The 21028-nt window shown below is 71.7% G+C and carries 20 protein-coding genes; 2 read left to right on the top strand and 18 right to left on the bottom strand.

Annotated features, from left to right (window positions below; all coding sequences use genetic code 11):
• Window positions 1-3: 3 nt before the first annotated feature.
• The 12 genes from ACZ4YL_RS08365 to proS all read right to left on the bottom strand — a co-directional run bounded on the left by ACZ4YL_RS08365 (window position 4) and on the right by proS (window position 9216).
• Window positions 4-510 (bottom strand): NUDIX hydrolase, encoded by a 507-nt coding sequence (locus tag ACZ4YL_RS08365; protein ID WP_301366247.1) that lies wholly within the window; start codon window positions 508-510, stop codon window positions 4-6.
• Window positions 500-1282: a signal peptidase I gene (gene lepB, locus ACZ4YL_RS08360; RefSeq protein WP_468114696.1), complete on the bottom strand. Its 783-nt coding sequence runs from the start codon at window positions 1280-1282 to the stop codon at window positions 500-502. Before lepB (ACZ4YL_RS08360) ends, ACZ4YL_RS08365 begins: the two co-directional genes overlap by 11 nt.
• Window positions 1283-1325: 43 nt before the next feature.
• The gene (lepB, locus tag ACZ4YL_RS08355; RefSeq protein ID WP_468114694.1) at window positions 1326-2225 is read right to left on the bottom strand and encodes a signal peptidase I; all 900 of its coding nucleotides are present in this window, start codon (window positions 2223-2225) and stop codon (window positions 1326-1328) included.
• 112 nt (window positions 2226-2337) lie between these two features.
• Window positions 2338-3216 carry a signal peptidase I gene (lepB, locus tag ACZ4YL_RS08350; RefSeq protein WP_468114692.1) on the bottom strand — a complete coding sequence of 293 codons (879 nt, stop codon included), beginning with the start codon at window positions 3214-3216 and terminating at the stop codon, window positions 2338-2340.
• Window positions 3209-3946 carry a signal peptidase I gene (gene lepB / locus ACZ4YL_RS08345; protein ID WP_468114690.1) on the bottom strand — a complete coding sequence of 246 codons (738 nt, stop codon included), beginning with the start codon at window positions 3944-3946 and terminating at the stop codon, window positions 3209-3211. The genes lepB (ACZ4YL_RS08350) and lepB (ACZ4YL_RS08345) overlap by 8 nt, the downstream gene beginning before the upstream one ends.
• Before the next feature lie 44 nt (window positions 3947-3990).
• Window positions 3991-4341 carry a 50S ribosomal protein L19 gene (rplS, locus tag ACZ4YL_RS08340; RefSeq protein ID WP_301366251.1) on the bottom strand — a complete coding sequence of 117 codons (351 nt, stop codon included), beginning with the start codon at window positions 4339-4341 and terminating at the stop codon, window positions 3991-3993.
• Window positions 4342-4474: 133 nt separating this feature from the next.
• Window positions 4475-5296, bottom strand: coding sequence for a tRNA (guanosine(37)-N1)-methyltransferase TrmD (gene trmD, locus ACZ4YL_RS08335; RefSeq protein ID WP_150259726.1), 822 nt, complete (start codon window positions 5294-5296; stop codon window positions 4475-4477).
• The gene (rimM, locus tag ACZ4YL_RS08330; RefSeq protein ID WP_468114688.1) at window positions 5296-5865 is read right to left on the bottom strand and encodes a ribosome maturation factor RimM; all 570 of its coding nucleotides are present in this window, start codon (window positions 5863-5865) and stop codon (window positions 5296-5298) included. Before rimM ends, trmD begins: the two co-directional genes overlap by 1 nt.
• Before the next feature lie 125 nt (window positions 5866-5990).
• Window positions 5991-6230 (bottom strand): RNA-binding protein, encoded by a 240-nt coding sequence (locus ACZ4YL_RS08325; RefSeq protein WP_030011889.1) that lies wholly within the window; start codon window positions 6228-6230, stop codon window positions 5991-5993.
• 2 nt (window positions 6231-6232) lie between these two features.
• Window positions 6233-6673 (bottom strand): 30S ribosomal protein S16, encoded by a 441-nt coding sequence (gene rpsP, locus ACZ4YL_RS08320; RefSeq protein WP_351153623.1) that lies wholly within the window; start codon window positions 6671-6673, stop codon window positions 6233-6235.
• 307 nt (window positions 6674-6980) lie between these two features.
• Window positions 6981-7577, bottom strand: a complete 597-nt coding sequence (locus tag ACZ4YL_RS08315) for a hypothetical protein (protein ID WP_030012572.1) — start codon at window positions 7575-7577, stop codon at window positions 6981-6983.
• Between the two features lie 226 nt (window positions 7578-7803).
• On the bottom strand, window positions 7804-9216 hold the full coding sequence (gene proS / locus ACZ4YL_RS08310) for a proline--tRNA ligase (RefSeq protein WP_468114686.1): 1413 nt from the start codon (window positions 9214-9216) through the stop codon (window positions 7804-7806).
• Window positions 9217-9347: 131 nt separating this feature from the next.
• Between proS and ACZ4YL_RS08305 the strand changes: the two genes are divergently transcribed.
• Window positions 9348-10034, top strand: coding sequence for a class I SAM-dependent methyltransferase (locus tag ACZ4YL_RS08305; protein ID WP_468114684.1), 687 nt, complete (start codon window positions 9348-9350; stop codon window positions 10032-10034).
• Window positions 10035-10044: 10 nt separating this feature from the next.
• Here the strand turns inward: ACZ4YL_RS08305 and ftsH are convergent, their stop codons facing one another.
• The 6 genes from ftsH to nsdA form a co-directional block, all read right to left on the bottom strand.
• On the bottom strand, window positions 10045-11985 hold the full coding sequence (ftsH, locus tag ACZ4YL_RS08300) for an ATP-dependent zinc metalloprotease FtsH (protein ID WP_468114682.1): 1941 nt from the start codon (window positions 11983-11985) through the stop codon (window positions 10045-10047).
• Window positions 11986-12114: 129 nt separating this feature from the next.
• Window positions 12115-13686, bottom strand: a complete 1572-nt coding sequence (gene ffh / locus ACZ4YL_RS08295; protein ID WP_468114680.1) for a signal recognition particle protein — start codon at window positions 13684-13686, stop codon at window positions 12115-12117.
• A gap of 229 nt (window positions 13687-13915) precedes the next feature.
• On the bottom strand, window positions 13916-16342 hold the full coding sequence (locus tag ACZ4YL_RS08290; protein ID WP_468114678.1) for a [protein-PII] uridylyltransferase: 2427 nt from the start codon (window positions 16340-16342) through the stop codon (window positions 13916-13918).
• Between the two features lie 17 nt (window positions 16343-16359).
• Window positions 16360-16698, bottom strand: a complete 339-nt coding sequence (locus ACZ4YL_RS08285; RefSeq protein ID WP_030009357.1) for a P-II family nitrogen regulator — start codon at window positions 16696-16698, stop codon at window positions 16360-16362.
• Window positions 16695-18038 (bottom strand): ammonium transporter, encoded by a 1344-nt coding sequence (locus ACZ4YL_RS08280; protein WP_468114676.1) that lies wholly within the window; start codon window positions 18036-18038, stop codon window positions 16695-16697. Before ACZ4YL_RS08280 ends, ACZ4YL_RS08285 begins: the two co-directional genes overlap by 4 nt.
• A 379-nt stretch (window positions 18039-18417) precedes the next feature.
• Window positions 18418-19908 (bottom strand): transcriptional repressor NsdA, encoded by a 1491-nt coding sequence (nsdA, locus tag ACZ4YL_RS08275; RefSeq protein WP_468114674.1) that lies wholly within the window; start codon window positions 19906-19908, stop codon window positions 18418-18420.
• Between the two features lie 421 nt (window positions 19909-20329).
• Between nsdA and ACZ4YL_RS08270 the strand changes: the two genes are divergently transcribed.
• On the top strand, window positions 20330-21001 hold the full coding sequence (locus ACZ4YL_RS08270) for a bifunctional DNA primase/polymerase (protein ID WP_468114672.1): 672 nt from the start codon (window positions 20330-20332) through the stop codon (window positions 20999-21001).
• Window positions 21002-21028 lie beyond the last annotated feature (27 nt).

Here is a 21028-nt window from a genome sequence, read left to right as displayed (position 1 = left end):
CCCCTAAACGATTTCCGGGGCCAGGACCACCGGCTCACCCGGAGGACCGTCGTCGAGCAGCGTACGGAGCAGCTCGGCGAGTCTGGTCGGGTACACCGTCTCATGGGCCGCGAGAAGTTCCTCGGAGGTCCACCACCTGGCTCCGGTGACGCTGCGCCGCTCCAGCTCGGTGAGGCCGCCCATCTCGGTCTCGGTCTGCGCGGTCCGGGCGAGGAAGTACCACTCGTCCTGTTCCCAGCGCCGCCCGTCGAAGGGGAAGGAGCAGTAGCGGTGCCACAGCACCGGGCCCAGCTCCACCTCCGTGATCCCGGTCTCCTCCGCCAGCTCGCGCAGTGCGGCCTGCTCCCGGCTCTCGGTCCCCTCCAGCCCGCCTCCGGGGGTGAACCACCAGTCGTCGGAGGGGTCGGCCGGTTCGAAGCCGTGCAGCAGCAGGATCCGGTCGGCCGGGTCCAGCAGGATCACCCGCGACACCTTCCGGCGGCCGTGCCCGGCGGCCGGGTCAGCGGACACCGGCCCGCTCCTGTCGCCGTCCGCGCGCGAGGACCCGTGCGACCGGCCCGTACGCGGCCCCCAGCACCACCAGGGCGGCCCCGGCCAGCACCGCCGCCACCTGGAGGCGCAGTGGCCCGGGCCGCGAGATCCCGCCGGGCAGGGCGGCGTACGTGGCCGGCCGCTCCAGCATCGACACGGAGGGCCAGGCCAGGGCGTCGACGCGGGCGCTGACGGCCGATCGGGGCACGCTGCCCTGCCCGGTCTCCTGCAGGTGGGCCCGGGAATCCAGGGAGGCGGCCCGCCGGTCGCCCATCAGGAAGAGGTTGCCCTCGGGGACCGCCACCTCGAAGGGGGTCCCGGAGGGCGCGGTCTGTCCGGGCGGCATGTCCAGGCCCGTGTCCGGCTTGGTGGTGTCGGCGTACGGCTCGTCCAGCCGGTTGCCGTTGACCGTCAGCTCGCCGGCCGCGCCGCAGCACTTCACGACGTCGCCGCCGATGCCGACGACCCGCTTGACCATGGGGGAATCGCTCCACAGGGAATCGGTGAAGATGACCACGTCCCCGCGGCGCACCTCGGCGCCGTCGATGCGCTGCGCCAGCACCCGGTCCCCGGGCCGCACCGTGGGCATCATCGAGTCGGTGGGGACCGTGTAGGGCCGGTAGACGACCGCCCCCCACACGAAACCGCCCAGGAAGAGCGCAAAGCCGATGGCCACGGCGATTCCCGACAGCACATTGCCGAGACCGCCGCGGCCATCCTTGCCACTGCGTATTGCTTGTGTTCCGCCCATTGCAGCGCCCCCACACTCCGGGATCGTCGACCTGGGCGGCACCCTACCCGTCGGTACGGCCGCTGGTCAGCTTCTGCCTGCGCCACATGACGAGCGGGACGGCTCCCACGAGCCCCAGCGCGGCCGGGCCGAGCCCGACCGGGGCCAGTCCGGCGGCCCCGAGGCCGAGCGCGGTCGCCGCGGCCTGGTTGCCGATGCCCGGCTGGTCGAAGGTGTCCGGGACCGGCAGGGTGGCCCAGCGGGTGACCGGCCACGCGACCACCACGGCGCGCCCGACGACCTTGTCCACCGGGACGAAGCCCTTGGTGGAGTCCTGCTGGTGGTAGCGGGAGTCCTCGGAGTTCTGCCGGTGGTCACCCATGACCCAGATCTTGCCCTTGGGCACGGTGATCGGGCCGAACGGGGCGTCGTCGCACGGGGTGTTGCCGGGGTAGATGTACGGCTCGTCCAGCTCCTTGCCGTTGACGACGACCGGTCCCCCCTTCTTGCATTCGACCGTGTCCCCGCCGATCGCGATGACCCGCTTGATCAGGTCCTTCTCGGAGGCGTCCGGCATCAGGCCGATCTTGCTGAGCACCTGCTGGAGGATGTTCGGCTCGGGAGTGGGCTGCCCCGACAGCCAGTCCGCGGGGTCGTGGAAGACGACGACCTCGCCGCGCTCCGGCTCGGAGCCGAACCACGGGGTCAGCTTGTCCACCAGCACCCGGTCCCCCATCTGCAGGGTGTTCTGCATCGAGGCCGACGGGATCGAGAACGCCTGGAGCAGGAACGTCTTGATCAGCAGGGCCAGCAGCAGGGCGATGCCGATGAGGAGCGGGAGCTCCTTCCAGAAGGACCGGTGCGCGTGCTCCCTGGCATCGCCGTCCTCCTCGGTCTCGCGCTCGACGGCGTCGTCCGGCCGCTCCTCGCCTTCGTCGCGTCCGGACCGTGCGCCTACCGCCACGTCCCCCACATCCACTCCTCACTCGCGATTGCCGCCCGCGCCGAAGCCGGCACGGGCCCTCCCCTCCCTTAACGAGCGGGAGTTCCCTAAGGCGCGGGAGACCGAGGACACACTATGCGAACGGCGCGCCCCGACGGCGCCGTCGTCGGCCGCGTCCCTCGCGCCGTGCCTGATCGGGGACCATCCGGAAGGTCGCCGGCTGCTCCAGCCGGGTCCAGTGCCCGTAGGGCCAGGCGATCACGACGGCCTCCCCGACCACCCCGCTCTCGGGGATGGTGCCCTGAAAGCCCTCGTCGAGGTGGAACCGGGAGTCGGACGAGTTCGCGCGGTGATCGCCCATCACGAAGAGCCGGCCCTCCGGCACCTGCACCTCGAACGTGCTGTCCGAAGGGGTGTCGCCCGGGTTCACGTACGGCTCATCGAGGGGCGATCCGTTGACGGTGATCCGGCCCTGGCTGTCACAGCATTTGACGGTGTCCCCGCCGACGCCGATGACCCGCTTGATCAGGTCCTGTTCATCGGCCGAGGGCAGCAGGCCGATGAAGGTCAGTGCCTGCTTGATCTGCTTGACCACGATCGGGTCCTTGGGCGGACGGGCCGCCTCGCCCTTGAGCCAGCCGCCGGGGTCCTTGAACACGACGATGTCGCCGCGCTCGATCTCGGAGCCGAACCACGGCGTCAGCTTGTCCACCAGGACCCGGTCGCCGATCCGGATCGTCTGCTCCATCGAGCCCGACGGAATGAAGAAGGCCTGGACCAGGAAGGTCTTGAGGAGCAGGGCGATGCACAGCGCCACGACCACCAGCAGCGGCACCTCGCCGGCCCGGCGCGTGCGGCGGCGCCGGCGCACCTTGCGGGCCGTCCGGCGCCGTTCGGCCCGGCCGCCCTCCACCCGGCCGCCCTCCACCACCGGGGCCGGGGTGGGCTCCGGCTCGGGTTCGGGCTCGAAGTCCCAGTCCCGTCCGCCCTTCGACCGCCCGCGGCTACCCATGACCACCACCGATGTCGTCCCAGCGCGAGAGCGGCCAACCGATCCAGTCGGCCCGCCCGATCACCTTCTCCACTGGCACCATCCCCCCGCCCGGCTCCCCCAGATGGTCCCGGGAATCCCGGGACTGGGAACGATGATCACCCATGACCCACAGCGTCCCGAGCGGTACGACGATCCGGAAGGGCACCGCCGAGGGCGCGTCGCCGGGATGGAGGTACGGCTCCTCCAGCGGCACGCCGTTGACCGCCACCCGCCCGCCGGCGTCGCAGCACACCACATCGTCGCCGCCGACCCCCACGACCCGCTTCACGAAGTCGGTGTCGGACGGCTCGGCCAGCCCGAGCGCCGAGGCCGCACCGTGCAGCACGGTGCCGATCGGATTGCCGTCGGGGCGCTCCCGTACGAAGGAGCCCGTGCCGTCGAAGACCACCACGTCCCCCCGGCGCGGCTGTTCGCCGAAACGGTACGCCAGCTTGTTGACCAGTACCCGGTCGCCGACCTGGAGCGTCGGCGCCATGGAGCGGCTCGGGATCAGGAAGGGCTGGACCACGAAATTGCTGAACAGCAGCAGGAAGACGGTGCAGATCACACCGAGCACTCCGGCGCGGCGCCAGGTGAGGGGTCGCGCGCCGGCCGTCCGCCCGCTCCGGGGGAACGCAAAACGCGGCCGCCCGTCCCCCTCGACGGGGGAAGAGTGGCCGCGCTGCGTGTGAGGTGCTTCGGTGTCCATCGGGGGCGAGCCTATCCGGCCGCCTCCGGACTCCGGGAGTTACCTCAGCGGTCGCGCTTCTCCTTGATCTTCGCGGCCTTGCCGCGGAGCTCACGGAGGTAGTACAGCTTGGCGCGGCGAACGTCACCGCGGGTGACGAGCTCGATCTTCTCGAAGATCGGGGAGTGGACCGGGAAGGTACGCTCCACGCCGACGCTGAAGGAGACCTTGCGCACGGTGAAGGTCTCGGAGACGCCGGCGCCCTGGCGGCGGATGACTACGCCCTTGAACTGCTGGATACGGGAGCGGTTGCCCTCGATCACGCGGACGTGCACGTTGATCGTGTCACCCGGGCGGAAGGCCGGGACGTCCGTGCGGAGCGTGGCGGCGTTGACGCCGTCGAGCAGGTGAGACATGTTCTTCGTCTGCTTTCTTCGCATGACGCCACAGGTCGCCAGTGCGGGTTTCCGTAGAGAATTCGGGAGCTGCGGGACCCGGCGGACGACGGTCCCCCTGTGGCAGGGGCGCCCGCGAGCACACAGCAGCCGCCTATTCTTCCACGGCCTGGGCCCTGCGCCAAAATCGGCCGTCGGCGGACGGCTGCCAGCCCAGGACGGAGAGGATCTCCCGGTCCTTCTTGTCGAAGCCGGCGGCCTCGCAGCGCTCGATCAGGTCGGGGCGGTTCTGCGCGGTCCGGCGGAAGGCCTCGTCCCGGCGCCACCGGGCGATCTTCCCGTGGTGCCCGCTGAGCAGCACCTCGGGGATGTCCCGGCCGCGCCACACCGGGGGCTTGGTGTAGACGGGCCCCTCCAGCAGGTTCGCCATCTCGCCCGGCGCGAAGGAGTCGTCGCGGTGCGATTCGGCGTTGCCGAGCACCCCGGGCAGCAGCCGGGCCACGGCCTCGGTGACCACCAGTACGGCAGCCTCGCCGCCCGCCAGGACGTAGTCGCCGATGGAGACCTCGTACACCGGCATGCGCGTGGCGTACTCGTCCATGACCCGGCGGTCGATGCCCTCGTACCGGGCCGGCGTGAAGATCAGCCAGGGCCGCTCGGAGAGTTCGACGGCCAGTTCCTGGGTGAAGGGGCGGCCACTGGGGGTGGGGACGACCATGACGGGACCGTGCGCGCCCGCCTCGTAGCCGTCGGCCAGGGCGGAGTCCAGGGCCTCGCCCCACGGCTCGGTCTTCATGACCATGCCGGGACCGCCGCCGTACGGGGTGTCGTCCACCGTGTTGTGCCGGTCGTACGTCCACTCCCGCAGGTCGTGGACGTGGACGTCGAGCTGCCCGCGGGCGCGCGCCTTGCCGACGAGGGAGACGTCCAGCGGCTCCAGGTACTCGGGGAAGATCGTGACGACGTCGAGTCGCATCAGGCGTCGTCCCCGGAATCCGCGGCGTCCTCGTCCCGGGTCGAGACGACGACGGCGTCACGCTCGTCGATCAGCCCGGGCGGCGGGGTGATGACGCAGCGCTGCTCCTCCAGGTCGATCTCGGCGACGATCTCCTCCACGAAGGGGATCATCACCTCGGTGCCGTCCGGCCGCTCGACGATGAAGAGGTCCTGCGAGGGCAGGTGGGAGATCTCGGTGATCCGGCCGATCTCGGTGCCGTCCTCCAGCACCACGTCCAGGTCCATCAGCTGGTGGTCGTAGTACTCGTCGGGCTCCTCCGGCAGCTCGGAGGGGTCCACCTCGGCGATCAGGAGGATGTTGCGCAGCGACTCGGCTCCGGTGCGGTCCTTGACGCCCGCGAAGCGGAGCAGCAGCCGCCCGCTGTGCACGCGGCCCGTCTCGATCGTCAGCGGTCCCGCCGTCGCGGGCTCCGTCTTGAGCACGGCGCCGGGACTCAGTCGCAGCTCCGGCTCGTCGGTGCGCACCTCGACGGTGACCTCACCCTTGATGCCGTGGGCGCGGCCGATCCGCGCGACTACCAACTCCACTGTGCTCTTCCCTTACTGCGGCGTGGTTGCTCACATCAATGGTCGCTCCTGCCCGGGGGCAGAAACGACACGGGCCGGGGCGGGCGACCAACGCCCTCCCCGGCCCGTGCCGGTGAATCAACTGCTCAGCGGACCTGGTCCACGTCGACGAGGTCGACGCGGATCCCACGGCCGCCGATGGCGCCCACGACGGTACGCAGAGCACGTGCGGTGCGGCCGTTGCGGCCGATCACCTTGCCGAGGTCGTCGGGGTGAACCCGGACCTCGAGCACCTGCCCGCGGCGCAGGTTGCGCGAGGCGACCTGCACTTCGTCGGGGTTGTCCACAATGCCCTTCACGAGGTGCTCAAGAGCCTCCTCGAGCATGCTCAGGCCTCGGTCGACTCGGCGGCGGCCTCAGCCTCGTCCGCCTTCTTGTCGGCCTTCTTCGCCTTCTGCGTGATGGCGTCGCCCTTGCCCTCGCCGATGCCCTCGAGGGCCTTGGCGAACTCGTCGAAGGAGCGACGCTTGCTCTCCTTCGTCGCCGGCTGCAGGAGCGGCGCGGGGGCGGGGAGACCCTTGTGGGCCTGCCAGTCACCGGTCAGCTTCAGGATGGCGAGCACAGCCTCGGTGGGCTGGGCGCCGACGGACAGCCAGTACTGCGCACGCTCGGCGTTGACCTCGATGCGCGACGGGTTGTAGGTCGGGTGGTAGATACCGATCTCCTCGATCGCGCGACCATCCCGGCGGGTGCGGGCGTCGGCGACGACGATGCGGTAGTGCGGCTGGCGAATCTTGCCGAGGCGCTTGAGCTTGATCTTGACTGCCACTGGAGTGGTGTCTCCTGAACTTGACGTGGTTGGGCACATGAGATGCCACGTGGGGTTGCGGTACTCGGGTGCCCGATGGACGCGTCAGCCGGAGGAGAGAGGGGTCCTATGCGACTGTCGAGTACAGCTAGCCATTGTGCCATACGCCTGCGGCGCGCTCAGCCGGGCGGGCAGGACCGGTGCCCGCCGGCGGTACGGCGGTACGGGCCACCCGTGCGTGCGCCGTCGGCGGCCGCCCCGGTGGGGGCGACGGCCCGGCGTCCGGTTCGCCGTGGGGCGGTGGCCCCGGCGGCGACGGGAAAGGCGGTCAGGAGGCCGCCGCGATGGCCACGTCGGGGATGCGGAAGGGCTTCATGCAGCCACCGCACACGATCGGCGCCTGGGCCAGCACGGAGGGGACCACCCGGACGTTGCGCCCGCAGTCGCAGACGGCCTTGACGCGCACGCCACCGCCGGAGGATCCGTGCCGGGCGGCAGGCCCCCGGAAGCTGCGCTTGGTGTCGGCCGCGGTCGCGGCCGTGTGCGCCTTCAGCGCGCGCTGCAGCCGCTCGATGGTGGGACGGTAGCGGCGCTTCGCCTCCGGATTGAGCGTGACCAGGGAGAAACCGCTGCTCGCGTGCGGCTCCTCGGAGTGGTCCAGCCCCATCTCCTCGGCGATCGCGAGGAATCTGCGGTTGTGGTAGCGGCCGGCGCGCGAGGTGTCGCGGACACCGCGGGCGGCGGCGATGCCGTGGACTGCCTCGTGCAGCAGTCGCTCGAAGGAGAGCTCGGCGCCGCAGGCGGACGAGGACTCACCGATCAGGGACTCGGGCGCGGCAAGGTCAGGCAGCTCGGGGTGGTACCGCTGAATATCGGCCCACGCCTGCGCCAGCTCTGCGGCGAGAACAGGTGGTGTCGTGCTCACGTCGTGACAACGAGCCGAGGTGCCCGGGTGTTCCGATTCCGGGCCATTCCAAATTTTTTGCACGTACCAGTCAGTTCAGTCTCATGCGTCCTGACGAGGACGGGTGCGCCGATCTCAGGAGGAGTCGGTACGTAACGTCGACCAAGTCGCCCCGGTCGACGGACATGAACCGGCCCCGGCGCGCGGCACGAGCCGCACGCCGGGGCACACAGGCCGGTCGGCCCGGTCAGTACGAGCGCGCGACGATCGCGAGCGTACCGGGGGCGTCGTCCGCCTCCGGGACCGACCCGTCCTCGGCGATCAGGCAGCGCACGGAGACGGCCTGCTCGGCCAGCTTCGCCTCGCCCTCCGGACCGAGGTCCGCCCACGGGATCCGCGCCCAGCCACCGGCGACGGCGGCCTCGGCGGCCTCCCCGATGGTCGTGACGTCGGACGTACGGGCCACACGGCGCTCGCGGGACTCGCGCAGCAGCTGCGCCTGGTCCTCTTCCAGCACCTTGGGCAGCAGGTCGGCGAGGGCGTCGATCTGCACGGGGGTCTTCCCGCCCGGGATCCGGCGGGCCAGCATCGCGGTGCCGGCCTCCAGGTCGCGGGGACCGATCTCGATGCGGACCGGTACGCCCTTGAGCTCCCAGTCCACGGCGCGGCGGCCGAAGGGGGTGTCGACGCGGTCGTCGACCTGCACCCGCAGGCCGGCGGCCTTCAGCTGGGCACCCAGCTCGCGGACCTTCGTGACGGCCTCGTCACCCTTGATCGCCATGACGACGACCTGGACGTGCGCGAGGCGCGGCGGGACCCGCAGGCCGTTGTCGTCGCCGTGGGACATGATCAGGCCGCCGACCATGCGGGTCGAGACGCCCCACGAGGTCTGCCAGACAAGCTCCTGCTTGCCTTCCTTCGACAGGTACTGGGTGTTGAACGCCTTGGCGAAGTTGGTGCCGAGCTCGTGGCTCGTGCCCAGCTGCAGGGCCTTGCCGTCGCCCATCATGCCCTCGAGGGTGAGGGTGTTGATGGCGCCGGCGAAGCGCTCCTTGGCGGTCTTGCGGCCGAGCACGACGTCGATGCCGAGCACGTTCGTCATGAAGTCGCCGTAGACGTCCGTGTGGATGCGGGCCGCGTAGTCGCGGGCTTCCTCGTAGGTGGCGTGGGCGGTGTGGCCCTCCTGCCAGAGGAACTCGCTCGTACGGAGGAACACGCGCGGGCGCATCTCCCAGCGGACCACGTTGGCCCACTGGTTGATCAGCAGGGGCAGGTCGCGGTAGCTCTGGACCCACTTGGAGAAGTAGTCGTTGATGATCGTCTCGGACGTGGGCCGGACGACGACCGGCTCTTCCAGCTCCTTGCCGCCGCCGTGCGTGACGACCGCGAGCTCGGGGGCGAAGCCCTCGACGTGCTCGGCTTCCTTCGTCAGGTACGACTGCGGGATGAACAGCGGGAAGTACGCGTTCTGGGCGCCCGCGTCCTTGATGCGCGCGTCCATCTCCTGCTGCATCCGCTCCCACAGGCCGTAGCCGTACGGTCGGATGACCATGGTGCCTCGGACCGGACCGTTGTCGGCCAGCTCGGCCTTGTTGATCAGATCCTGGTACCAGCGGGGGAAATCCTCCGCCTGCGGGGTGAGAACGGGTGCCTTTGCCATGCCGCGAATCGTACGGCGCCCGGCACACGATGCGTGAATCGGGTGCCGCGCTCCTCTGGACGCGGGGGCGAATGGGGAGTTCTCTGGCAACGGGGGCAAGGGGGCGACACGGAATCAGGAGCGCTCTTTCGATGACACCGACGCCGACGGCGACGCTCGTCGCCCGGGACTGGGCGGAGATCCAGGAACGGATGCTTGTACCGCTGTACGAAGCGGTTTACGACCGGCTGGAGGTCGGGCCGGGTGACCGGCTGCTCGGCCTGGACTGCGGAGCCGGGCTGCCGCTGCTGCTGGCGGCCGGGCGGGGAGCCGTGGCCACGGGGGTGGAGGCGGATCCGGCCCGGCGGGCGCTGGCCCGTGAGCGGCTGCTGGAGGTTCTGGCGGCCCCGCCGGAGCCGCCGCCCCCGCCCCGCCCGTACGACGCCCTGCTCGCCTTCTCCCCGGCGCCCTCGGCCCTGGCCGCGGCCCTGCCCGCGGTCCGCCGCGGCGGGGCGGTGGTACTGGCCGGCTGGGGGCCCGCGGAGCGCTGCACGGTGCCGTCGGTCCTCGGCGGCGGGCCCGCGCCGCGGGATCTGGACGCGCTGGTGGAGCGGGCCGGGCTCCGGCCGGACGGTTCCGGGCGGGTGTTCTGCCCGTTCGGGTACGCGGACGTGGACAGCGCGGTACGCGGACTGCTGTCGACCGGGCTCTACGACGGCACGGCCGATTCCGTGCTGGCGGAGAAGGAGCTGGCCGAGGCGCTTCACCCGTTCGAGCGATCCGACGGCGCCGTGTGGCTGCCGAACATCTTCCGGTACGTGATCGCCCGGGTGGACTGACGGCCGCTCCTCAGTCGGTGCCGTGCCCCTTCGTCAGCCGGGCGATGCCCGCGGCGGCGTAGGCGGCCGTCTCGTCCAGGGTCTCGTTGGCGAGGAGGGCCTGGGCCAGGGCGTCCAGCTGCGGGCGGTGATCGCGCAGCAGGCGGCAGGCCTCCAGGTAGCACTCGTCCACGATGCGCCGCATCTCGTGGTCGACCGCGTCGAGGGTGGCGGGGGCGGCGGAGAGTCCGTAGGGGCTCTGCCCGTCGGAGGGGATCGCGGTGAGGCGGCCGATCCGCTCGCTCATGCCCCAGCGGCCGACCATGCCGCGGACGATGTTGGTCACCTGCTCCAGGTCGTTCTCGGCGCCGGTGGTGACGACGTCGTAGACGACGTGCTCGGCCGCCATGCCGCCGAGCGCGCCGATGATGCGGCCGCGCAGGTACGGCTCGGTGTAGGCGTACCGGTCCGAGTCCGGGGTCGAGAGGGTGACGCCCAGCGCGCGGCCGCGGGGCACGATCGTGATCTTGCGGACCGGGTCGGCGCCCGGCTGGAGCATGCCCAGCAGGGCGTGGCCACTCTCGTGGTAGGCGGTGCGGCGGCGCTCCTCCTCCGGCATGACCAGCGGTCTCTCGGCGCCGAGCTGGACCTTCTCCAGGGCGTCGGACAGGTCCGCCCCGGTCACCTGCGTCTGCTGGCGTTTGACGGCCAGCAGCGCGGCCTCGTTCGCCAGGTTCGCCAGGTCCGCTCCGGTCATGCCGGGGGTGGTCCGGGCCACGTGTGCCAGGTCGACGCCCTCGGCGAGCGGGATGTCGCGGGTGTGGATGCGCAGGATGGCCTCGCGGCCCGCCCGGTCGGGCGGGGAGACGACCACCATGCGGTCGAAGCGGCCGGGGCGGGTGAGGGCGGGGTCCAGCACGTCCGCGCGGTTGGTGGCCGCGAGGACGATCACGCCCTCCGAGCCGGAGAAGCCGTCCATCTCGGTGAGGATCTGGTTGAGGGTCTGTTCGCGTTCGTCGTGGCCGCCCATGGCACTGCCGCCGCCGCGGGCCCGTCCGATGGTGTCGATCTCGTCGATGAAGATGATGGCGGGGGCCACCTTGCGCGCCTCGGTGAACAGTTCGCGCACGCGGGAGGCGCCGACCCCGACGATCATCTCGATGAACTCGGAGGCGGAGGCGGAGAAGAAGGGCACCCCGGCCTCGCCCGCGACCGCCCGCGCCAGCAGGGTCTTGCCGGTGCCGGGCGGGCCGGAGAGCAGGACTCCGCCGGGCATCCGGGCGCCCATCTTCCGGTACTCCTGCGGGTTCTTGAGGAAGTCGACGACGTCGCTGAGCTCCCCCTCGACCTCGTCGATCCCTGCCACGTCCTGGAAGGTGGTGCGGCGGGAGCCCGTCTCCAGCTCGACCGGCTTGGGCGGCGCCTTGCGGCCCAGTGCGCCCATGCCGCCCGTTCCCGAGCCCATCCGGCGGGCGATGACCACCCACAGGAGGACCAGCAGCAGCATGGGGGCGAGGGAGATCAGCAGGTTGGCGAGGAAGCTGCGCTGGACGACGACCGGGGAGGCCGTCACGGTCACGTTCTGCTTGGTGAGGTCGGCCCACAGCGCGTCGTCGGCGAAGGCCGGTCGCTGGGTGACGAACTTGGTGTAGTCGCCCTTGTCGCCGTCGGGCAGCGGCTGCTCGGCCTTCAGCTCGCCCTGGATGGCGTCGCCCTTGGAGTAGATCTTCGAGACGTTGCCGGCGGCCACCTGCTTGCTGAACTCGGTGTACGAGATCGTCGGCTCGTCCCCCTCGTTGAAGAAGGACAGCACCAGGTTGGCCACCAGATAGACGATCAGGGCCGCGAGGATCAGCCCCCGCCAGCCGCCCGGCAGCCCCTTCTTCTTCGGCGGAGGAGCGGGCGGGGCGCCTTCCGAGCGCCAGGGGGTGTCGGCCCTGGTGCGGGGAGGTACGGGGGTGGGGCTGGGCACGGGGCGCCTCCTTCTGCCATCCTCCCGGCCGACCATAAGGGATAAATCAGGCCGTCGCCCCAGCAGGGAACAGCAGGGCCCCGACCGTGCGAACACGGCCGGGGCCCTCCTCACCCACCTGCGCGGGTGTTACTTCATGAACTTCTTGAACTCGTCCGGAAGGTCGAAGTCCTCGCCGCCCTGACCGCCCGCCGGAAGGCCGAAGGGGTTGCCGGCGGCCGCGGGCTCGATCGCCTGCGGGCCCTGCTCCCGGCGGGCCGCGGCTGCGGCCTCCTCTTCCTTGCGCTTCATCGGGTTGCCGCTCTTGCGCTTGCCCTTGGCCTGCTTGACCTGCTTCTTCTGCCGGCCGGGGCCGCCGCCCATCCCGGGCATGCCGGGCATGCCCGGCATGCCGCCGCCCTGGGCCATGCGGGACATCATCTTGCGGGCGTCGAAGAACCGCTCGACGAGGCCCTTGACCGCGCTGACCTCGGTGCCGGAACCCTTGGCGATACGGGCACGGCGCGAGCCGTTGATGAGGTGCGGGTCCTGGCGCTCGGCCGGGGTCATCGACTTGATGATCGCGGCCATGCGGTCGACGTCGCGCTCGTCGATGTTGTTGATCTGTTCCTTGATCTGACCCATGCCGGGGAGCATGCCGAGCAGCTTGGAGATGGAGCCCATCTTGCGGACCTGCTCCATCTGGGCCAGGAAGTCGTCGAGCGTGAACTCCTTGGGGCCCTTGGCGAGCTTGGCCGCCATCTTCTCGGCCTCGGCCTGCGAGAAGGTCTTCTCGGCCTGCTCGATGAGGGTGAGCATGTCACCCATGTCGAGGATCCGGCCCGCCATGCGGTCGGGGTGGAACGCGTCGAACTCGTCGAGCTTCTCGCCGTTCGAGGCGAACATGATCTGCTTGCCGGTGACGTGCGCGATGGAGAGCGCGGCACCACCGCGGGCGTCGCCGTCGAGCTTCGACAGCACGACGCCGTCGAAGCCGACGCCGTCGCGGAAGGCCTCGGCGGTGTTGACCGCGTCCTGACCGATCATGGCGTCGACGACGAAGAGGATCTCGTCGGGGCTGACGGCGTCGCGGATGTCCGCGGCCTGCTGCATCAGCTCGGCGTCGATGCCGAGGCGGCCGGCGGTGTCGACGATGACGATGTCGTGCTGCTTGGTCCGCGCGTACTCGACGGAGTCCTTGGCGACCTGGACCGGGTCGCCGACGCCGTTGCCCGGCTGGGGGCCGTAGAAGGCCACGCCGGCGCGGTCGGCGACGACGGAGAGCTGGTTGACGGCGTTGGGGCGCTGGAGGTCGCAGGCGACGAGGAGCGGGGTGTGGCCCTGCCCCTTGAGCCAGAGGCCGAGCTTTCCGGCGAGGGTGGTCTTACCGGCACCCTGGAGACCGGCCAGCATGATCACGGTGGGGGCGGTCTTGGCGAAGCGCAGCCGCCGGGTCTCGCCGCCGAGGATCGTGACGAGCTCGTCGTTGACGATCTTCAGGACCTGCTGGCCCGGGTTCAGGGCCTTGCTGACCTCTTCACCGCGCGCGCGTTCCTTGACGTTCGCGATGAAGGAGCGGACGACCGGGAGGGCGACGTCGGCCTCGAGGAGCGCGATACGGATTTCCCGGGCCGCTGCGTCGATGTCAGCCTCGGACAGCCGGCCTTTGCCGCGCAGGCCCTTGAAGGTATTCGCCAAGCGGTCGGAGAGCGTATCGAACACGGTGGTCGCGATTCCTCGGGTCGGGGGCGTTGTGGTCGTCCCCCAGGGTATCGGGCCCTTCCCCCATCCGGGGACCTGCCTGCTCCTGGTGCGGGTCTGCCGCTGCGCGGAGCCTGTCCCCGCCCCGCCCTTTCGCCGTTTCCCGGGGCTCCGCCCCGGACCCCGCGCCTCAAACGCCGGCGAGGCTGGATCTTCCAGCCTCCCCGGCGTCGGCGGCGCCGCGTCCGCGCTACGACAGGGCCGATGCCACCACGCCGGCCAGGGCTGCCGCCTCCTGGGGGTCCAGGGGCTTGCCCTCGGGGGTGGTCACGTACAGCGTGTCCACCGCGTTCGCGCCCAGGGTGGAGACGTGGGCGCTGCGCACCCTGACGCCCGCCGATTCCAGGGCCCGCCCGATCCGGTGCAGCAGGCCGACGGCGTCCGGCGCGCGCACCTCCAGGACCGTGGCCAGGGAGGACACGTCCGGGACCACCGTGACCCGGGGCGGCGGCGGGACCACCCCGCGCCGGCGCGGATAGGCCGCCTCGCGGTCGGCCAGCTTGGCCGGGACGTCCAGCGAGCCGTCCAGGGCGCGGACCAGGTCGGTACGGAGCCGGGCGGCCTGCGGCAGCGCGCCGTACTCCGCCGCCACCCGCCAGCGCAGCACCAGGACCTCGCCCAGCCGGTCCGGGAGCTCCATGGAGCGCAGGTCGGCCGCCCGTACGGTGAGCCGGTGCAGGGCCAGGACCCCGGCCACCGCGGGGAGGACCCCCGGCTGGTCGGGGACGGCGACGACGAGGTCCACGCCGACCGCGTCCTCCTCCTGGCGGGCCTGGAGCGCCAGGACCGGTTCCCCGGTGCGCAGGGCCTCCACCGCCAGGCGTTCCTGTTCGGTGGTCGGGATCTCCGGTTCGCCGGCCGCCGGGGCCGTGCCGCGCAGTACGGCGGCGACCCGCGCGACGAGGTCCGCCACGAGCGACCCCCGCCATGCGCTCCACGCCGCCGGACCGGTGGCCAGGGCGTCCGCCTCGGTCAGGGCGTGCAGTATCTCCAGCGTGCCCACCGAGCCCACCGCGTCGGCGACCGCGCGGACCGTGGCCGGGTCGTCCAGGTCGCGCCGGGTGGCGGTGTCGATCAGCAGCAGGTGGTGCCGTACGAGCGCCCCGAGCACGGCGACGTCGTGCGGGTCGAAGCCGACGCGGGCGGCGACGTCGCGGGCGATGGTCTCGCCGGCCACCGAGTGGTCTCCCGGCCAGCCCTTGCCGATGTCGTGCAGGAGCGCGGCCATCAGCAGCAGGTCGGGACGGCCGACCCGGCGGGTGAGGGCGGAGGCCCGCACCGCCGTCTCGATCAGGTGCCGGTCGACCGTCCAGGTGTGGACGGGATTGCGCTGGGGGCGGCAGCGCACCCGCTCCCAGTCCGGGAGCAGCCGGGTGATCAGGCCCTCGGCCTCCAGGGCCTCCCACACGGCCACCGTCGGCTCCCCCGCCCCCAGCAGGGTCAGCAGTTGCTCGCGGGCCTCGGCCGGCCAGGGCACCGGGAGCGGTTTCCCCTGCGCCGCGAGTCTGCGTACGGCGTGCAGGGAGACGGGCAGACCCGCCTGGGCGGCGGCCGCGGCGAACCGCAGGGCGAGTACGGGATCGCGGTCGGGGCGCGCGGCCAGGGCCAGTACGGCCTCGCCGTCGGACTCCACCACGCCTTCGGCCAGGGGTGCCCGCGCGGCGGCCCGGTCGCCGCGGGCGCCCAGCAGTCCGCGCAGCCTGGGCCGGGCGGCGCGGGCCCGCAGGACGCGCCCGACCTCCCGCCAGGTCACGTCGCCGGCGTAGGCGACGACGCGCGCGGCCTCGTACACCTCGCGCAGCAGGGCGTCCGCGTCGAGGAGTCCGAGCTGGGCCGCGACCTGGTCCTGTTCCTGGAGGGAGAGCCGGTCGGTGGCCCGGCCGGTGACCAGGTGCAGGGCGTCCCGGGCGTCCAGGAGCCGCCGCCGGGCCTCGGCGAGGCCCTCCCGCGGGGCGTCGGCCAGCCAGGACGCGGCGACCGCCCGCAGCGCGGTGGCGTCGCGGAGGCCCCCGCGGGCCTCCTTGAGGTCGGGTTCGAGCAGGAAGCGCAGTTCCCCGGCCCGCTCGGCCCGCTCGCGGCACAGGGAGTGCAGCTCCGGGAGTCTTCTGGCCGCCTGGTTGCGCCAGTCGGCCAGTACGGAGGTCCGCAGGCCGGCGAGGAGTCCGGCGTCACCGGCGACGGTGCGGGCGTCCAGCAGGCCGAGGTGCACCTTGAGGTCCTCGGCGGCGGTGCGGCGGGCCTCGCCGGGGGTCCGTACCGAGTGGTCGAGGGCGAGGCCGAGGTCCCACACCGGGTACCAGAGGCGGTCGGCCAGCGCGCCCAGCGCCCGCGGCTCGGCCTTGCCGTCGTGCAGCAGCACCAGGTCGAGGTCGCTGCGCGGGGAGAGTTCGGCGCGCCCGTAGCCGCCGACGGCCACCAGCGTGGCGCCGCGGACGCCCGTCTCCCGTACGGCGGTCGTGAACAGGGCGTTCAGCCATTCGTCGGTCAGCCCGGCCAGGGCGGAACGGCGCGAAGGCCCGGACTGCGACTCCTCCTGGAGGAGTCGCAGCCGGGCCGCGGCGTATCCGCTGGGTCCCGAGTCGGCCGTGTGGTCGGTGTTCTCTTCGACGCTCGTCACCCGGGAGCTCCTGTCAGCTAGAGCGCGTCAGCGCCGCGCTCGCCGGTGCGGACCCGTACGACCGAGTCCACGGGGACGCTCCACACCTTGCCGTCACCGATCTTTCCGGTGGCCGCCGCGCTCACGATCACCCGGATCAGTTCCTCGGCGTCGGAGTCGTCGACCAGGACCTCGATGCGGATCTTGGGGACGAGGTCCACCTGGTACTCGGCACCGCGGTAGACCTCGGTGTGGCCGCGCTGGCGGCCGTAGCCGCTGGCCTCGGTGACCGTGAGTCCCTGCACTCCGAAGGCCTGGAGGGCTTCCTTGATCTCGTCCAGCTTGTGCGGCTTGACGATCGCGGTGATCAGCTTCATGCGTCAACCTTCTTGCTCGCGGCGGAGGGGGTGGGTGCGGTGGTGCTCCGCGAGGCGGCTCCGCCGCCGGCTCCGCTGAAGTCGTAGGCCGTCTCGGCGTGCTCGACCTGGTCGATACCGGCGACCTCGTCGTCCTCGGACACCCGCATCCCGATGGTCTTGTCGAGGAGGAAGGCGAGGAGCGCCGATGCCACCAGAGAGTAGGCGAGGACGGCGAAGACTCCGATGGCCTGCTTGCCGAGCTGTTCCAGACCGCCGCCGTAGAAGAGGCCGGCCACGTCGGACTGGACACCGCCGGTGGCGAAGAGGCCGACGAGCAGGGAGCCGACCACACCGCCGACGAGGTGGACGCCGATCACGTCGAGGGAGTCGTCGTAGCCGAACTTGTACTTGAGGCCGACGGCCATGGCGCAGAGCAGACCGGCGATGACACCGATGGCGATCGCGCCGAGCGGGCTGACCGCACCGCCCGAGGGGGTGATGGCGACGAGCCCGGCGACCGCGCCGGAGGCGGCGCCCAGGGTGGTGAAGGAGCCGTGGCGCAGCTTCTCGTAGCCGAGCCAGGCGAGCATGGCGGCGGCGGCGGCGACCTGGGTGTTGACGAACATGACCGCGCCGACGCCGTCGTCGTTGCCGAGCCAGGAGCCCGCGTTGAAGCCGAACCAGCCGAACCACAGGAGGCCGGCGCCGAGCATCACGAGGGGGAGGCTGTGCGGGCGCATCGGGTCCTTCTTGAAGCCGACGCGCTTGCCGATGACCAGGATCACGCCGAGGGCGGCGGCGCCGGCGTTGATGTGGACGGCGGTGCCGCCCGCGAAGTCGATGACGCCGAGCTCGAAGAGCCAGCCGCCGGCGCCCCAGACCCAGTGGGCGACGGGGAAGTAGACGACGGTGACCCACAGGCCGGTGAACAGGACCCAGGCGCCGAACTTCACGCGGTCGGCCAGCGCACCGCTGATCAGGGCGGGGGTGATGACGGCGAACATCAGCTGGAAGACGGCGAAGACGTAGACCGGGATGGTGTAGCCGTCCCACAGCTCGGTGATCCCGATGCCGCTGAGGCCGACGTAGTCGGAGTTCCAGCCGATGAGGGAACCGGAGTCGGTGCCGAAGGCGAGGCTGAAGCCGTAGAGGACCCACAGGATCGTGACGATCCCGAGGCTGATGAAGCTCATCATCAGCATGTTGAGGCTGCTCTTGACGCGGACCATGCCTCCGTAGAAGAAGGCGAGTCCCGGGGTCATCAGCATGACCAGGGCGGAGCAGATGAGCATGAACCCGGTGTTCGCGGCAGACAGCGTCGGGGCGTCTGCCGCGAGGGTCGTGATGGCTGATGCCATCGGCGTCTCCTCGTCGTCGGTACGTTCGCGTGCGGGCGATCGTGAAAACCTGAGCGGCGTAAAAGGGGGTGTCCGGCCGGGCTGGGGAGGCTGGCCGGTTAATGACCCCGAGATTCGCGCAGGCCGGTTTCCGGCGGCGCCGCTCGGTGTTTCGCCCCGATGACGAAGGCATCCGTGGTGTTACGACGTGGTGAACGCGGCAGCCATCGATTGAGGAACCACGACGGCGAGCAACCACTCCGCGAGAGCGGCGGCGGTTTAGCCGCAAAGAACAGAAACCGGCCGCGGCAGTGACCCGGATGTCCTGGCTGGGGGAGCCTGATCGGGCTTCACGGGGTGACTGCCGCGGCCGGGGCCTTGGGGGCGGCCGCGTGGGCCGTCAGACGGCCTCCGCGGCTTCGGGGAGCCGGGAGGCGAGGTGGTCGGTGAGCCGGACGATCTCGGCGACGTCGCCGTACTCGCGGGCGGCGGTGTCTACGGTCTTGCGCAGGCGGGTGTTCACCCGTTCGGACCGCACCTTTCCCGCCACGTCGAGGGCCCGGTCGACAAGGGTCGCGGCCTGCTCGGGCTCGCGCTGGAGCAGGTGCACGGTGGCCATGCCGATGAGGTTGAGGGCGTAGGAGCGCTGGTGCTCCTCGTCCTTCTCGAAGAGCTCGACGGCCCGTTCCATGACGGGCTCGGCGAGGGAGGCGTACATGGGGCTGCGCCCGGCCACGTAGGCCAGGTCCCGGTACGAGTGGGAGTTCTCGCCGTTCAGCTCGGCCTCGGAGAAGAAGCGGATCCAGTCGGGTTCGGGTTCGCCCGCGAAGCCGACGTCGGAGAAGGTGTCCTCGGCCATCCGCACGGCCCGCTTGCAGCGGCTGGGCTGGCCCATGTTGGCGTACGCGCGGGCCTCCATCGCATACAGCATGGCCTGGGTGCGCGGGCCGGCGCAGTCGCGGCTGCCGTACTGCGCGAGGTGGATGAGTTCCAGGGCGTCCTCGGGGCGGCCCAGGTGGATCATCTGGCGGCTCATGCTGGAGAGGATGTACGAGCCGAGCGGCTTGTCCCCGCCTTCCTTGGCGGCGTGCAGCGCGAGCACGAAGTACTTCTGCGCGGTGGGGTGCAGGCCGATGTCGTAGCTCATCCAGCCGGCCAGTTCGGCCAGTTCGGCGGCGACCTTGAAGAGCCGCTTCATGACCGGCGCCGGATGGTTCTCCTGGAGCAGGTCGGTGACCTCGTGGAGCTGGCCCACGACGGCTTTGCGGCGCAGTCCGCCGCCGCACTGGGCGTCCCACTGGCGGAACATGACGGTGGTGGCGTCGAGGAGGTCGAGTTCCGGTCCGGAGAGCCGGGGCGGGCGGTGGCCGCCGAGGGCCCCCGTCGGCCCCGCCCCGCGCGGTCCCGGGTCGGCGGCCGGTACCGGGACGAGCCAGCGCTGCATGGGCTCGATGAGGGCGGGGCCGGCGGAGAGGGCGAGCGAGGTCCCGAGGAAGCCGCGGCGCGCCAGCATCAGGTCGCTGCGGGAGAACTCGCCGAGCAGTTCGACGGTCTGCGGGCCGGCCCACGGCAGATCGACCCCGGAGACGGAGGGGGTCTGGTGGGCGGTGCGCAGGCCGAGCTGCTCGATGGCGACGACGGAGCCGAAGCGCTCGGAGAACAGCTCGGACAGGATGCGCGGCACGGGTTCGCGGGGCTGTTCACCGTCGAGCCAGCGGCGCACCCGGGAGGTGTCCGTGCTGATGTGGTGGGCGCCCATCTGGCGCGCCCGGCGGTTGACCTGCCGGGCGAGTTCACCCTTGGACCAGCCGCTGCGGACGAACCACGAGGTCAGCTGGTCATTGCGCGCAGCAGCATCCTCGATCGTTCCGCTTGCGCCGTTGCCGCTCACTGGAACGCCCCCATCCGCTCAGCATCTTCCTTACGAAACCCTGGCCGGGGCGCCGGGCGCCACCACGGACCTTCACAGGTCCTTCACGCATTGCCTCCGGCATACCCACGGGATGGGCCGCCTTCGGTTTCGTGTACCGAAAGTAATCCTACGATCACCCCTGCCGCGAGGTCGATTCCAGAAACGCCACCATTCGCCACCCCTTCGAATGAACAAGCCACCCGCCAGGCGCGATTCACTTGACACCGAGGTGAAAGCGGATCGGTTGGACTGGAGTGCGCTCGGGGCGCGCGCGGCGAGGAGTGCGCCGGGCGGCATCGGAGAACACCCCGCGGTGGGACTGCCGGCAGAGGTCCCGCCGAGGTCGTCGCACCGGCTTCGTAACCACCGGCACGTCCGACCCGTTGGAGGGGGCATGGGCATGGGCTTCACGATCGGCGGCAGCCGCGGCACCAAGGAGTTCCGCTCCGGCACCCGGCGCCGCGGCGGCCGGACCTCGGAGTGCACGGCGGTGGCGGAGTACACCGGACTGTGGGGCTGGGACGTGGTCCCCGGCGCCCGCGCCGCGGCGCCCGCCCGGGACTGCTCCTGCGGGGACGCGAAATGCCGCGCACCCGGGTCGCATCCCCTGGCCTTCGCCCCCACGGTCCCGGCCGGGGCCACCCTCGACGAGGTCACCGAGGCCTGGGGCGGGTACCCGGGCGCCGCCGTACTGCTCCCCGTGGGCCGCGCCTTCGACGTCATCGAGGTCTCCGAGGAGGCCGGGCGCCGAGCGCTGGTGCGGCTGGAGCGGATGGGCCTGCCGCTCGGCCCGGTCATCGTCACCGCCGACGGCCGGGCGCAGTTCTTCGTAGCCCCGGGGGCTGCGGCCGAACTGCCGCAGCTGCTGTACCGGATGGGCTGGGACGACGCCGACCTCGACCTGCGGGCCCTGGGCCACGGCGCCTTCGTGACGGCCCCGCCCTCCGACCGCGCCGGGCTCGGCCAGGTCGGCTGGCTGCGGCCGCCCGCGCTCGACTCCGCCGGCGGCCCGCCGCAGGCCAGGCTGCTGCTGGGGACCCTCGCCTACATCTGCCACCGCTTCCGCCGCTAGGGGGTGTCTTGTCGGTCAGGCCGGGCT

It is taken from the genome of Streptomyces sp. NPDC030021, from assembly GCF_055574035.1.
This window is presented reverse-complemented; position numbering and strand designations above follow the sequence as displayed.